At 69.1% G+C, this 14129-nt stretch carries 13 protein-coding genes; 7 read left to right on the forward strand and 6 right to left on the reverse strand.

The features are described from left to right. Positions 1-67: 67 nt before the first annotated feature. Together mmsA and mmsB are read left to right on the forward strand one after the other, a co-directional pair. Positions 68-1618, forward strand: a complete 1551-nt coding sequence (gene mmsA / locus QK288_RS16635; RefSeq protein WP_281265379.1) for a multiple monosaccharide ABC transporter ATP-binding protein — start codon at positions 68-70, stop codon at positions 1616-1618. Continuing rightward, positions 1605-2786 carry a multiple monosaccharide ABC transporter permease gene (gene mmsB, locus QK288_RS16640; protein ID WP_281265380.1) on the forward strand — a complete coding sequence of 394 codons (1182 nt, stop codon included), beginning with the start codon at positions 1605-1607 and terminating at the stop codon, positions 2784-2786. Before mmsA ends, mmsB begins: the two co-directional genes overlap by 14 nt. A gap of 129 nt (positions 2787-2915) precedes the next feature. On the opposite strand, the gene QK288_RS16645 is transcribed toward mmsB, so the two are convergent. After that, positions 2916-4256 (reverse strand): alpha-amylase family glycosyl hydrolase, encoded by a 1341-nt coding sequence (locus QK288_RS16645; RefSeq protein WP_281265381.1) that lies wholly within the window; start codon positions 4254-4256, stop codon positions 2916-2918. Between the two features lie 67 nt (positions 4257-4323). Between QK288_RS16645 and QK288_RS16650 the strand changes: the two genes are divergently transcribed. Continuing rightward, positions 4324-4722: a DUF3253 domain-containing protein gene (locus tag QK288_RS16650; protein ID WP_281265382.1), complete on the forward strand. Its 399-nt coding sequence runs from the start codon at positions 4324-4326 to the stop codon at positions 4720-4722. A gap of 37 nt (positions 4723-4759) precedes the next feature. After that, positions 4760-5857, forward strand: a complete 1098-nt coding sequence (locus QK288_RS16655) for an SDR family oxidoreductase (RefSeq protein ID WP_281265383.1) — start codon at positions 4760-4762, stop codon at positions 5855-5857. A gap of 25 nt (positions 5858-5882) precedes the next feature. Here QK288_RS16655 and QK288_RS16660 read toward each other — a convergent pair whose 3' ends face one another. Then, the gene (locus tag QK288_RS16660) at positions 5883-6956 is read right to left on the reverse strand and encodes a spore photoproduct lyase family protein (protein WP_281265384.1); all 1074 of its coding nucleotides are present in this window, start codon (positions 6954-6956) and stop codon (positions 5883-5885) included. A gap of 45 nt (positions 6957-7001) precedes the next feature. On the opposite strand from QK288_RS16660, the gene QK288_RS16665 reads away from it, so the two are divergent. Further along, on the forward strand, positions 7002-7301 hold the full coding sequence (locus QK288_RS16665) for a biopolymer transporter Tol (RefSeq protein WP_281265385.1): 300 nt from the start codon (positions 7002-7004) through the stop codon (positions 7299-7301). Beyond that, positions 7298-7750 carry a hypothetical protein gene (locus tag QK288_RS16670; RefSeq protein WP_281265386.1) on the forward strand — a complete coding sequence of 151 codons (453 nt, stop codon included), beginning with the start codon at positions 7298-7300 and terminating at the stop codon, positions 7748-7750. The genes QK288_RS16665 and QK288_RS16670 overlap by 4 nt, the downstream gene beginning before the upstream one ends. A 50-nt stretch (positions 7751-7800) precedes the next feature. On the opposite strand, the gene QK288_RS16675 is transcribed toward QK288_RS16670, so the two are convergent. The 4 genes from QK288_RS16675 to QK288_RS16690 form a co-directional block, all read right to left on the reverse strand. After that, entirely contained in the window at positions 7801-9600 is a 1800-nt protein-coding gene (locus QK288_RS16675) for a beta-galactosidase family protein (RefSeq protein ID WP_281265387.1), read from the reverse strand. 68 nt (positions 9601-9668) lie between these two features. Then, positions 9669-11006 carry a sugar ABC transporter substrate-binding protein gene (locus QK288_RS16680; protein WP_281265388.1) on the reverse strand — a complete coding sequence of 446 codons (1338 nt, stop codon included), beginning with the start codon at positions 11004-11006 and terminating at the stop codon, positions 9669-9671. A gap of 58 nt (positions 11007-11064) precedes the next feature. Beyond that, the gene (locus QK288_RS16685; RefSeq protein WP_281267620.1) at positions 11065-11874 is read right to left on the reverse strand and encodes a carbohydrate ABC transporter permease; all 810 of its coding nucleotides are present in this window, start codon (positions 11872-11874) and stop codon (positions 11065-11067) included. Between the two features lie 146 nt (positions 11875-12020). Then, positions 12021-12938, reverse strand: coding sequence for a sugar ABC transporter permease (locus tag QK288_RS16690; protein ID WP_281265389.1), 918 nt, complete (start codon positions 12936-12938; stop codon positions 12021-12023). Between the two features lie 156 nt (positions 12939-13094). Here QK288_RS16690 and QK288_RS16695 point away from each other — a divergent pair, with 156 nt between their 5' ends. Further along, the gene (locus QK288_RS16695; RefSeq protein ID WP_281265390.1) at positions 13095-14120 is read left to right on the forward strand and encodes a LacI family DNA-binding transcriptional regulator; all 1026 of its coding nucleotides are present in this window, start codon (positions 13095-13097) and stop codon (positions 14118-14120) included. Positions 14121-14129 lie beyond the last annotated feature (9 nt).

Genomic DNA, 14129 nt, shown 5'->3' on the forward strand with positions numbered 1-14129 from the left:
AGACCGCGCCGAGCCTCCTGTCCGTCTCCAATCGCGCGCACCGCGCGCACTACGGAAGGCGGTCGACGTGACGGACACCATCCTCGAGATGCGTGACATCACCAAGACGTTCCCCGGCGTCAAGGCCCTGCAGGGGGTCTCGATCGAGGTCGAGCGCGGCCAGGTCCACGCGATCTGCGGCGAGAACGGCGCCGGCAAGTCCACGCTCATGAAGGTCCTGTCCGGGGTCTACCCCGCAGGCACGTTCGAGGGCGAGATCCTGCTCGACGGGTCCCCCGTGTCGTTCTCGAGCATCAACGACTCCGAGGCTTCGGGCGTCGTGATCATCCACCAGGAACTCGCGCTCAGCCCGTTCCTGTCGATCGCGGAGAACATCTTCCTCGGCAACGAGCGGTCGTCAGGCGGGTTCATCGACTGGAACAAGACGAACCTCGAGGCCGCCGCGCTCCTGGAGCGCGTCGGGCTGAAGGACAACCCGGTCACGAAGATCGTCGACATCGGCGTCGGCAAGCAGCAGCTCGTCGAGATCGCGAAGGCGCTCTCGAAGCGCGTGAAGCTCCTCATCCTCGACGAGCCGACCGCGGCGCTGAACGACGACGACTCCGCGCACCTGCTCGACCTCATCCGGTCGCTGCAGGCCGAGGGCATGACGGCGATCATCATCAGCCACAAGCTCAACGAGATCAAGGCCATCGCGGACAAGGTCACGATCATCCGCGACGGCCAGACGATCGAGACGCTCGACATGCACGGGGGCGAGGTCTCCGAGGACCGGATCATCCGGGGCATGGTCGGTCGCGACCTGTCGAACCGCTACCCGGAGCACGAGTCGCACGTCGGCGAGGAGCTCCTGCGGATCGAGGACTGGACGGTCCACCACCCGCTCGACGCGTCCCGCGAGATCATCCACCAGGCGAGCCTCAACGTCCGCGAGGGCGAGATCGTCGGCATCGCCGGACTCATGGGTGCCGGGCGGACCGAGCTCGCGATGAGCGTCTTCGGGCACTCGTACGGCACCGGCATCAGCGGCACCGTGTACAAGCGCGGCGAACCGATCAAGACCCACACGGTGTCGCAGGCGATCGACCACGGCATCGCCTACGCGACCGAGGACCGGAAGCGCTACGGCCTGAACCTGCTCGACGACATCAAGCGGAACATCTCCGGCTCCGCGCTCGGCAAGCTCGCCGAGTGGGGCTTCGTGAACGGCTCGCAGGAGACCACGGTCGCCCGGCAGTTCCTGAAGAACCTGAACATCAAGGCGCCGAACGTCAACGTCGTCACCGGCAAGCTCTCCGGCGGGAACCAGCAGAAGGTCGTCCTGTCGAAGTGGATGTACGCCGACCCCGACGTGCTCATCCTCGACGAGCCGACCAGAGGCATCGACGTCGGCGCGAAGTACGAGATCTACACGATCATCAACGCGCTCGCGGACCAGGGCAAGGGGATCATCGTCATCTCCTCCGAGCTCCCGGAACTGCTCGGCATCTGCGACCGCATCTACACGCTCTCCGAGGGCACCATCACGGCAGACGTCCCCCGCGCGGAGGCGACGCCAGAGGTCCTCATGCAGTACATGACCCAGGAACGGGAGACCCCTGTCAATGAACGCGCTTAAGTCCGCCGCCGGCTACCTCACCGGGCAGCTCCGACAGATCGGCCTGTTCATCGCGCTGATCGTCATCGTCATCTTCTTCCAGGTGACGACGGGCGGGATCACCCTCGCCCCGATCAACGTCTCGAACCTGATCGTCCAGAACAGCTACATCCTGATCCTCGCGATCGGCATGGTGATGGTCATCATCGCCGGCCACATCGACCTGTCCGTCGGGTCCGTCGTCGCCTTCACCGGGGCGATGGCCGGCGTCATGATCACGCAGTGGCACGTGCCGTGGCCCGTCGCGGTCGTCCTCTGCCTGGTCATCGGCGCCCTCGTCGGCGCCTGGCAGGGGTTCTGGATCGCGTACTTCGGGATCCCCGCGTTCATCGTCACGCTCGCCGGCATGCTCGCGTTCCGAGGGGCCGCGCAGATCGCCCTGCAGAACCAGCAGATCTCGCCGTTCCCCGAGGGCTTCCGCTCGCTCGGCTCCGGCTTCCTGCCGGCGTTCGGCAGCTCCGGCTACGAACCGCTGACGATGATCCTCGGCATCGTCGCCGCCGCGATCCTCGTCCTCACGGCGTTCCGCGGTCGGGCGACGCGTCGCAAGTACCAGCTCGAGGACGAGCCGTTCGCCTGGTTCCTGACGAAGCTCGTGTTCACGGTCGCGCTCGTCATGTACGTCGCGCTGCTGCTCGCGAGCTACAACGGCACGCCGATCGTGCTCGTCATCCTCGGTGTGCTCGTCGTCGTGTACTCGCTCGTGATGCGGAGCGCGGTGTTCGGCCGGCACATCTACGCGATCGGCGGCAACGCCCTCGCCGCGCAGCTGTCCGGTGTGAAGACGAAGCGCGTGACCTTCCTGCTGTTCGTCAACATGGGCGTGATCTCGGCGCTCGCGGGCGTGGTCTTCACCGGGCAGCTCAACCTGGCGTCGCCGAGCGCCGGCAACGGCTTCGAGCTCGACGCCATCGCCGCGGTGTTCATCGGTGGCGCGGCGGTCACGGGCGGCATCGGCACCGTGCCCGGCGCCATCGTCGGTGGTCTCATCATCGGCATCCTGAACAACGGCATGTCGATCCTCGGCGTCGGGACGGAGTTCCAGTCGCTCATCAAGGGCCTGGTGCTGCTCGCCGCCGTCGCGTTCGACGTGTTCAACAAGCGTCGGGCCGCGTCCGCGCGCAAGTAGCGGGCCTCCCCCGCTTCCGCCTCTCCCCCGCTTCCGCCCCTCCCCCGCTTCCGCGAAAGCGACAGATTCCCGCTGGACATCAGCGGGAATCTGTCGCTTTCGCGGTGTGGAGTGAGGGGCAGGCGCGGGTCAGGCGCGGGTCAGGACGGCCCAGCCAGCGGACGGGAGGCGCACGGTCCCGTCCGCCACGGCACCACCGCCCGCCTCCACCCGCGTCGCGTCGGCCGCGGGCAGCTCGACGGGGTCGTCCGACAGGTTCAGGGCGGTCACCACGACGGCGTCCGCCGTCGCCGTGCGGAGCACGAGAGCGGTGTTCGTCAGGTGCACGACGTCGGTGTGCGCCCGGTGCAGCCACGGGTTCCGACGCCGGAGGGCGACGAGGGCCTCGTACGTGTGCGTCGTCGCGTCCGGTGCCGGCGGGGCCTCGGGGAACGCCGGGCGGACGGCATCGTCGCCGCCGACCCGTTCCTCCTTCACCCCGGTCCACCCGTACTCGTCGCCCGCCCAGACGATCGGCGTGCCCGCCACCGTGAACAGGACCGCAGCGGCGTGCCCGACGAACCGGTCCCCCACGGAACTCGCGATGCGCGTGACGTCGTGGTTGCCGACGAAGGTGGTCGGGACGAAGGTCTCGAGGAGCGCGTCGTGTCGTTCGAGTGCGTGCGCCAGCTCGTGGCAGTTCCGGTCGGCGATGCCGTGCCAGATGCCCTGCCAGAGCTCGTACTGCGTGGTGGAGTCCATCGTCGACGCGCGGACGATCGCCGCCGCGTCGCCGTGGATCACCTCACCGCTGAACCACGCCTCCGGGAAGCGCTCCCGCACGCGCGGCAGGACCCGCGCCCAGAACTCCGGCGGCACCGCGTACGCCGCGTCGAGCCGCCACCCGTCGACCCCGCGGCCGAGCCAGTGCGTCATCACCTCGACGACGAGGTCCTCGGTCTCGCGGCTGCCGTGGTCGAGTGCGACGAGGATGTCGTGCCCCTCGAAGAGCCCCACCGGCACCGGGTCGCCGGGGTTCCACCCGGTCCAGTCGATCCCGAACAGCGATGCCGACTCCGCGGCGGGACCGTCCGCCTCGATCGCCCGGAAGGCGGGGTGGTCCCGTCCCACGTGGTTGAACACCCCGTCGAGCAGGACCCGGATCCCGCGCTCGTGCGCAGCGGACACCAGCCGGTCGAAGTCGTCGTCGTCGCCGAGTCTCGGGTCGATCCGGAAGTGGTCCACGGTGTCGTAGCCGTGCGTCGAGCTCTGGAACACCGGGCCGAGCAGCAGTCCGTTCAGCCCGAGACCGACCACGTGGTCGAGCCAGGCCGTGATCCGGTCGAGCCGGTGGTCAACGGGGCGGTCGGCCACGGGCGTCTCCGGGCGGACGTCTGATCCGACGAAGCCGAGGGGGTAGACGTGCCACCACATGACGTGCGCGACCCAGTCCGGCTCGGGCGGGAGGGACGGGACGGTGTCGTTGCTCACCGCCACGATCGTGCCAGCCGGACCTGTGCTGTGTACGGGACCGGACACGGGGACGAGGATGGCTGGCATGGGACGAGCGATCAGGACCGCGGCGGACGCCGATCGGGTGGAGTCGGCACAGGCGGAGAAGACCTGCGCCGCGTGCGGCCGTCGGATGCCCTCGTCAGCAGCACCCGAGGCGAAGTGGTGCTCGGCTGCCTGCCGGAAGCACGGCGTCGACGCCACCGACCGCGCACTCGAGCAACGCATCGACGAGCTGCTCGCCGCCCGGGCCCGGACGTCGAGCATCTGCCCGTCAGAGGTGGCCCGCTCCCTCGACCCGGACGACTGGCGCGACCTCATGGAGCCGGCGCGTCGGGCGGCCCGTCGCATGGTGGCGAGGGGCGAGGTCGAGATCACCCAGGGCGGGAACGTCGTGGATCCGTCGACGGCGAAGGGGCCGATCCGGATCCGTCGTCCGCGATGAGGGAACACCGGCAACCCGACAGCTGTTCGCGACGTTGATGACTTCCGTCGAGACCACACCGTCCACCGACCATCGCCGCGCACTCGTCGTGGGGGCGAGCGGCATCACCGGCTCCGCCCTCGTCGCGCAGCTCACCCGCGAAGGGTGGGACGTCGGCGCGCTCTCCCGACGTGCCGGCACGCGTGACGGGGTCCGCGGTGTCGCCGCCGACCTCCGTGACGCGGATGCCCTGCGCGCTGCTCTCGCCGACGAACGTCCTACGCACGTGTTCTTCACCGCGTGGCAACGGCAGGCGACCGAGGCGGAGAACATCGCGGTCAACGGTGGCATGGTCCGCGACCTGCTCGCCGCGCTCGACCACGCCCCGCTCGACCACGCCGCCCTGGTCACCGGGCTGAAGCACTACCTCGGCCCGTTCGAGGCCTACGCCGCTGGTGAGATGCCCGACACGCCCTTCCACGAAGAGGAGCCACGGCTCGACACCCCGAACTTCTACTACGCGCAAGAGGACGAACTCTTCGCAGCGGCCGAGCGGCAGGGCTTCACCTGGTCCGTGCACCGTTCGCACACCGTCATCGGCCACGCGGTCGGCAACGCGATGAACATGGGGCTCACGCTCGCGGTCCAGGCGACCATCGCGAAGGAGCTCGACCTCGACTTCGTGTTCCCCGGCAGCGAGGCGCAGTGGAACGGCCTCACCGACATGACCGACGCTGGTGTCCTCGCCGAGCAGATGGTCTGGGCGTCGACGGATCCCGCGGGTGCCGACGAGGCGTTCAACATCGTCAACGGCGACGTCTTCCGGTGGCGGTGGATGTGGCCGCGCCTCGCGGAACACCTCGGGGTGGACCCGGCGCGGGTCGTCGGCTACGAGGACGCACCGCGACCGCTCGAACAGCAGATGGCGCCGTACGAGTCGTCGTGGGCGGGCATCGCCGAGCGGCACGGCCTCGTGGAACCCGACATCTCACGACTCGCCTCGTGGTGGCACACCGACGCCGACCTCGGCCGCGCGATGGAGGTCGTCACCGACATGGGCAAGAGCCGCGAGGCCGGGTTCACCGCGTACCGCCGCACCGAGCGGGCGTTCGCGGACCTCTTCGCCCGCTACCGCGCCGACCGACTGATCCCCTGACCAGCCCGCGGGACCCCGACCCGCGTCAGAACGCGTACCGGATCCGGCACGACGGCAGGTGCTCGGCGACGAGTTCCCGGAAGCGCTCGACGAGCTGCGCCTTCGTGCCGGACCGGTAGCGGACGTTCACGGCACCGTTCTGCGACACCTTGGACTCCTGCAGGTCCGGGCGCCACAAGAGTTCCTCGCCCTTGGGGTGCCACCCGAGGTTGACCTCGTGGAGCTGCTCGTTGTGGGTCAGGAAGATCACCTCGGCCGCGAGCTGCTCCTTGGCCCGCGGGGACAGGACGTCGTCGACCTCGCGCAGGAGTGCCGCCCAGTCCTGCTCCCACGTCGGGGTGACGATGATCGGCGAGAAGTTGAGGTGGACCTCGTACCCGGCCTCGACGAAGTCGTCGACCGCGCGGATCCGTTCGGACACCGGCGACGTGCGGATGTCCACGAGCTTCGCGGTGTCGTGCGGCATGAGCGAGAACCGGATCCGGGTGCGCCCCATCGGGTCCCAGTCGAGCAGCTCGCGGTTCACGTACTTCGTCGCGAAGGACGCCTTCGCCGTCGGTGTCATCCGGAACAGGTCGCAGAGGTCCCGCACGTTGTCGCCGATCAGGGCGTCGACGGAACAGTCGCTGTTCTCACCGATGTCGTAGACCCACGCGTCGGCGTCGCACTGGTTCGGCTCGGTTTTGGACCCCTGCTTGTGGACGTGCCGCGCGACGTGCTTCGTGATCTGCTCGATGTTCGCGAAGACGGTGACCGGGTTGCTGTACCCCTTGCGCCGCGGGACGTAGCAGTACGAGCACGCCATCGCGCAGCCGTTCGCCGTCGACGGGGCGATGAAGTCCGCGGAGCGCCCGTTCGGACGGGTGACGAGCGACTTCTTCACGCCGAGCACGAGCGCCTCGGTCTTGATGCGCACCCAGCGCTGGACGTTGCGTTCGTCGCCGTGTACCTCGGGGATGTTCCAGTGCGATGCAACCGGGACGATCTCGGCATCGGGCCAGCGGCCGACGACCTCGACGCCACGGGGCAGTTCGAGGGCAGCGGGCTCGGCGTAGATCCGTCGGACGTCGAGCAGCGGGCGTGCACGGGGAGCGGTCATCGCACCCTGTCTACCGGAGACCCCCGACGGTGCAGACTCGCAGGCATGAGCGAACCCGACGAGCACTTCTTCGTCGTCGACGGCCGACGCTGGCGCCGGACGGACCCGGCACTTCCCGAGGACGTCGCGGCGGCGCTCCGCTCCCACCTGGGTCGTGGACGGAACGCCGTCAAGCAGGCGAAGCGGTCCGGTGACGACGACGCGCTCGCAGCCGCCCGGCACCGGAACGGCATCGCCAAGCACGGCCTCGGTGAGCGCGGGCCGGAGTGGTGGGAGCGCCAGGAGGCCGACCGGATCGCGGACGCCGAGCGGGCGCTCGCCGAACTCGACCGTACGCAGCCGTGACGACGATCCGCCCGCCGCGGCTCGACCGTGTCCTCAACCTGATCGTGTTCGGGCCGGTGGTCATCGGCACCGGGATCGCCGTGGCCGCCGTCGCGTTCGTGCCCGGAGCCTCGGCCCGGGTGTTCGTGTTCGTCCTGGGCGCCGTGTTCGTGGTGGCCGGCGCCTGGGTCACGATCCGCCTGCCCCGCGTCGCGATCCACCTGTCCGAGGACGAACTCCGCTACGTCGGCTTCCTCGTCTCGTGGCGCGCGCCCCGAGCCGGCATCACCACCGTGCTCGACGACGCCTTCGTCGAGTGGCACGACGCCGCCGGGGCCGGACACCGTCGACAGCTCTGGCTGCTCACCGCTGCCTACCGGGACGACGGCACGGTGTTCGCACGGTACTGGCGCTGGCGGCGCGAGGCCCTGCTGCACGTCCGCGACTGGGCGGGTGCTCGCGCGGTCTGACCGGGCACACGCGCAGTCCGAACCTGCGCTCGCCCGGTCCGGGCGGGGACTCAGGCCTCGGTGTGGCCGAGATCCGGCTCGACGCGCAGGCAGACCGAGCGCGACGCGGCCGCGTGCAGTTCGAACACGACGACCTCGTTCCGCCCGGCACGCAGCACGGGTCCTGGCACGGCGAGCGTGTGCTGCGGACCGCGGGACCAGTACCGGCCGAGGCAGAACCCGTTCACCCACGCCACGCCCTTCCGGAACCCGGGGAGCGACAGGTACCGGTCCCCCGCGTCGGCGAGGTCGAACGTCCCGAGCGCGAACACCGGCCCGGCGAGCACGTGCGGGTCGTCCGTCGGCGCGCTCTCACGCAGCGCCTCGAGCGCGGCGTCCGGCAGCGGGTCGAGCGCGAGCGGTGACGCCGTCCAGCGTTCCAGGAGGGCACCGTCGATGCGCACACCCCCGATCAGGCCCTTCGGCTCGCCGATCCGCGGCCCGTAGTCGACCCGGCCCTGGTCCTCGACGAGGAGCTCGAGCGTCCCGGTACCCGGCGGCAGCGCGATGGCGCGGTCGTGGTGCTCGCGTTCCAGGACACCGACCGGACGACCGGCGATGCTCACGAGGACGCGGTCGCGCACCTCCTCCCCGACGGTGAGCACACCGCCGGCTGGCAGGTCGACCTCGGTCCGGTACAGCACGAAGCCCGAGGCGGCACCGAGTGCGTCGAACGTGGGAGGGGTGTCGTGCGTCGTCCACGACGCGAGGTGCGGCAGCAGCGTCCCCATGGCGGTGGACCGATCGAGTCGGACGGCGACGTCCGTGGCGGGGGTGCGCCGAGCCTCCAGGCCGGATCCCCCCGGCTGCATCCACTCCGGCAGCTCCGGGACGGGCGCGTAGCGCTCGATGACCGCGCGGAAGGCGTGGAACTTCGACGTCGGGCGTCCGGCCTCGTCGAGCGGGGCGTCGTAGTCGTAGGACGTCGCGATCGGCCGGTACACGCCCTTGTCGTTCGCGCCGTTCGTGAAGCCGAAGTTCGTGCCGCCGTGGAACATGTAGATGTTCACCGATCCGCCGGCGGCGAGGAGCACGTCGAGGTCCTCGGCGCTCGCGGCGGCGGAGGTCGTGTGGTGGTGCTCGCCCCAGCTGTCGAACCAGCCGTCCCAGAACTCGGAGCACATCAGCGGCCCGGTCGGCTGGGCCTGCCGGAGCCGTTCCAGGCGCGACGCCGAGCGGGACCCGAACGAGCCGGTCTTGTGCAGCGACGGCAGCGACCCGTCCTCGAGCATGGTGCCCATCGGCTGGTCGACGCTCGTGAACGGGACGGTGAGCCCGATGTCGCGGTGCATCTGCTCGAGCTTCGTCAGGTAGACAGGGTCGGACCCGTACGCGCCGTACTCGTTCTCGACCTGCACGAGCACGATCGGCCCGCCGTGGTCGATCTGGCGGGGCACGAGCACCGGAGCGAGGGCTTCGAGGTAGTCCTGCACCGCCGCGAGGAACTGCGGCTCGTCACGGCGGACTCCGACGGTGCCGTCGGTGAACAGCCAGTACGGCAGGCCGCCGTTGGTCCACTCGGCGCAGATGTACGGGCCGGGGCGGACGATGGCGTGCATGCCCTCGGCGGCGACGAGGTCGAGGAACCGGCCGAGGTCGAGGCCGCCGGTCAGGTCGAAGACGCCTGGTGACGGTGCGTGCGCGTTCCAGGCGACGTAGGTCTCGATGGTGTTGAGGCCCATCAGCCTGGCCTTGTGGATCCGGTCCGCCCACAGGTCGGGGTGCACGCGGAAGTAGTGGATCGCGCCGGAGAGGACCCGGTGCGGCTCGCCGTCGAGCAGGAAGTCGGTGTCGCCGATGGCGAAGCGCATGAGTGGAGTCTTTCAGACAGCGGGGTCGTGCGGACCGTGTCCGCACGACCCCGGGGTGGTGGTCGGTCCTACTTGCTGGTGACCGTGAAGCCCTGCTCGTTGCCGTACTTCACGATGGCCTTCTGCCATGCCTCGAGCCCGGCGTTCAGGTCCGTCTTGTTCTGGTACGCCTGACCCACCGTGTCCGCGTAGACGCTGTTCGCGTAGACCTGGAACGGCAGGTACTGCCAGCCCTCGGCGACGTCGGAGGACGCCTTCGACAGGGTCTCGTTGATCGCCTCGCCGCCGAAGTACTCCGGCTTCTCGGCCGTGAAGGACGACGAGCTGAGCTGCGCCTTGGTGGACGGGAACCCGCCGGACTTGAGGAACACGTCGATCGAGTCCTGCGAGGAGTTCAGCCACTTCAGGAAGCCGGCGGCGAGCGCCGGGTTCTTCGACTGCTTCATGACGACCTCGGCGGATCCACCGTTGTTCGAGGTGACGTCGGACGAGCCGTCGTAGGTCGGGATCGGGGCGACACGCCAGTTGCCGCTGCCGTCCTTGACGCTCGACTCCAGCACGCCGGGCATCCAGGCGCCCGTGACCATCGTCGCGATCTCACCGTTGCCGAGCTGCTTGTACCAGTCGTCGGTCCAGCCGGGCGTCTGCGACAGCAGGCCCTTCTCGACGAGCTGGTTCCAGGTGGAGGTCCACTTCTTGGTGCCCTCGTCCTGCAGGTTCACCGTGACGTCGGTGCCCTTGACCTCGAACGGACGACCACCGGCCTGCCAGATCATCGACGTGGTGAAGCCGGCGTCTCCGCTGTCCGCGGCGATGTAGGCGTTCGGGTTCGACGCGTGGATCTTCTCGGCGTCCGCGACGTACTCGTCCCAGGTCTTCGGCGGCGTGGTGATGCCGGCCTCGTCGAAGGTCTTCTTGTTGTAGAACATCGCCATGGGGCCGGAGTCCTGCGGCAGGCCGTAGATCTTGCCGTCGAGGTCGACCGACTGCCAAGTACCGGCGCCGTACTTGCTCTCGAGCGAGTCGAAGCCGTAGGACTTCAGGTCGACGAGCGAGTCGCTCAGTGCGAACTGCGGGAGGGCGAAGTACTCGACCTGCGCGACGTCGGGAGCGCCGGAGCCGGCCTTGATCGTGTTCTGGAGCTTCGTGTACTGGTCGTTGCCGGTACCGGCGTTGACGAGCTTGACCTTGACCTTCGGGTACGCCTTCTCGAACGCGGCGACCTGGGCCTCGGCGGACGGGGTCCACGACCAGTAGGTGAGTGTTCCGCCCTTCTCGAGGGCCTTGGAGATGTCGTCGGACGAGCCGCCGGACGACGAGCCGCCGGAGGCGCATGCCGTCATGGCGATGGCCGCGGTGACACCGATCGCGAGGGCGCTGAGCCCGCGCCGGAGACGCTTGTGCATGGGATTGCCTTTCACTTCATCGTGAAGCAGGTGCTTCGTGGTGCTGCTGGGGTTCGGGTCACGCCTTGACGGACCCGGCCGCGAGGCCGGACTGCCAGGAGCGCTGGAGGAAGAGGAACGCGATCACGATCGGGATGATCGTGAGCAGCGATCCGGTGACGACGAGGTTGTAGATCGGGTGCGCGGAGACCCCGACGGCCTGGGCGCTCCACTGGTTCAGGCCGACGGTGAGCGGGTAGAGCCTCGGGTCGCTGAGCATGATCAGGGGCAGGAAGTAGTTGTTCCAGGTCGCGACGACGGCGAACAGCAGGACCGTCACGACACCGGGTGCGAGGAGTCGCAGGGCGATGGTGAAGAAGATCCGGAACTCGCCGGCACCGTCCATCCGAGCTGCCTCGATGACCTCGGTCGGGACCGCGTCGACCGCGTAGGTCCAGATGAGGTACATGCCGAACGGACTGATGAGCGAGGGCAGGATGATCGCCCACGGGGTGTTCGTCAGGCCGACGGCCGAGAAGAGCAGGAACGTCGGGACAGCGAGGGCGGTGCCGGGGATCGCGATGGCCCCGAGCACGATCGCGAAGACCGCGCGGCGTCCGGGGAACCGGAACTTCGCCATGCCGTAGCCCGCGACGGTCGCGAGCAGGGTCGCGCCGCCGGCTCCGACGACGACGTACAGCACGGTGTTGCCGAGCCACTGCAGGTAGATGCCGTTGTCGTAGGTGAGCGTCTCGCCGATGTTCTGGAAGAGCGAGAAGTCCGGGCCGAACCACAGGCCGAACGTCGAGAGCAGGTCGGCCTGCGACTTCGTCGCGTTCACCACGAGGTAGAACAGCGGCAGCAGCGAGTAGACGGTGATGACGACCATCACCACGAGCAGGAGCGGCGACTTGCGTGCGCGGGGACCGCGGCCCTTCGGGGCCGTCGGACGGGAGGCACGGGTACGGCCCGCCCCGCTGCGTCCGCGGGTGGTCACCGCCTCCGTCACGGTCGGGGGCTGGGTGTCGACGGCGCTCATCGGTTCTCCGCTCGGGTTCCGCGGACCTGCACGACGTAGGCGATCACGGCGGTGATGACGCCCATGACGATGGCGACGGTGGCGGAGTAGTTGAACTGCTGGCCGCTGAAGGACAGCGAGTAGGCGTACATGTTCGGGGTGAAGGCGCTGCCGATGACGTTCGGGGCGAGGGTCTTCAGGAGGTTCGGCTCGTTGAAGAGCTGGAAGCTGCCGATGATCGAGAAGATCGTGGCGATGACGATGGATCCGCGGAGCGCCGGGATCTTGATGGACCAGACGGTGCGGAACGGGCCGGCGCCGTCGATCTCGGCGGCTTCGTACAGGTCGGTCGGGACCACGCGGAGTGCGGCGTAGAAGATCAGCATGTTGTAGCCGACGAACTCCCACGTGACGATGTTGCCGATCGACGCCAGGACCCAGTCGGGGCTGAACGGCTGGAGCAGGTCGATGCCGAGCGCACTGTTGATCGACCCGGTCAGACCGAACTGGTTGCCGTAGATGAAGCCCCAGATGAGTGCGGCGACGACACCGGGGACCGCGTACGGCAGGAAGATCGCGATGCGGAAGAACGACGATGCCCAGAGCCGCGCACTGTCGAGTGCGAGCGCGGCGACGAGCGCCACGAACAGCATGATCGGGACCTGCACGACGAGGAACAGTGCGACCCGGCCGAAGCCGGTCCAGAACTTGGCGTCCTGGAGCAGCTGCAGGTAGTTCGCCAGACCGACGAACTGGTTGCCACCGACGAGCTGGTCACGGAAGAGGCTGAGCCAGAGCGCGTAGCCGATCGGCACGATGAGCATCGCGGTCAGCACGACCACGAACGGCCCGACGAACATCCAGCCGGTCCACCGGGCGCGCTGCCGACGTGGCCCGGACCGGGCGGCCGACCTGGCCTGCTCGAGCGTTGTCATGGGACTCCTTCGTCTCGCGTCGACATCGCGTTCGCGGCGATGCGACCTGATGTTGACGTCAACATCGTGGTCGAAGATAGCATGGCAACGTCAACATGCAACCGCGTGACAGAATCGTGACCGAAACCGCACCAGGGACGTGAAGGGATGCCCGCGATGACGACCGCCCCACCGGCCGGAGGACGAGCGCCCTCGATGGCCGCGGTCGCCGATGCGGCCGGCGTCTCGATGCAGACGGTGTCCCGCGTCGCCAGGGGCTTCGACAACGTCAGCCCCGAGACCCGCGATCGCGTCCAGCAGGCGATGACGTCACTCGGGTACCGCCCGAACCGAGCGGCTCGTGCCCTGCGCTCCGGGCACTTCCGCACCATCGGCGTGATCATGTTCACACTCGCGTCGTTCGGGAACATGCGCACGCTCGAGGCGATCGCCGACGCCGCCGGTGCCGCCGACTTCACGATCACGCTGCTCCCGATGGCGTCGCGCACGAAGGACGGCGTCCGCTCGGCGTTCTCGCGGCTGCAGGAGCAGGCGGTCGACGGCGTGGTGATCATCATCGAGTCGCACGTGATGGACACCGCAGAGGTCGTCCTGCCCGACGGTGTGCCCGTCGTGGTCATCGACTCGACCGGCACCACCGACCACCCGGCGATCGACACCGACCAGGCACAGGGCGCCCGGTTGGCGACGCAGCACCTGCTCGACCTCGGACACGAGACGGTCTGGCACGTGGCCGGCCCCGCGATGTCCTACTCCGCTGGAGGCCGTCGGGCCGCGTGGGAAGCGACGCTCACCGACGCCGGGCGGACCGTCCCGCCCGTGTTCGAGGGCGACTGGGGCTCGACCTCCGGATACCGCGCCGGGCTCGAGATCGCCCGTCGCCCCGAGATCACCGCGGTGTTCGCGGCGAACGACCAGACCGCCCTCGGCATCCTCCGCGCATGCCACGAGGTCGGTCGCTCAGTGCCGGAGTCGCTCAGTGTCGTCGGCTTCGACGACTCGCCGGAGTCCGACTCGTTCTGGCCGCCGCTCACCACGGTGCACCAGTCCTTCGACGAGGTCGGCCGACGCGCGGTCAGCACGCTCCTCGGACAGATCGCAGGGACGGCGGCGGTCGCGGCGACCGATCTCGTACCGGTGTACCTCGTCGAACGCGCGAGCACGGCGGCCCCGCCGTCCTGATCCGGCCGA

Origin of the sequence: Curtobacterium sp. 9128 (assembly GCF_900086645.1) — a bacterium.
In the GTDB taxonomy this organism is placed as follows: domain Bacteria; phylum Actinomycetota; class Actinomycetes; order Actinomycetales; family Microbacteriaceae; genus Curtobacterium.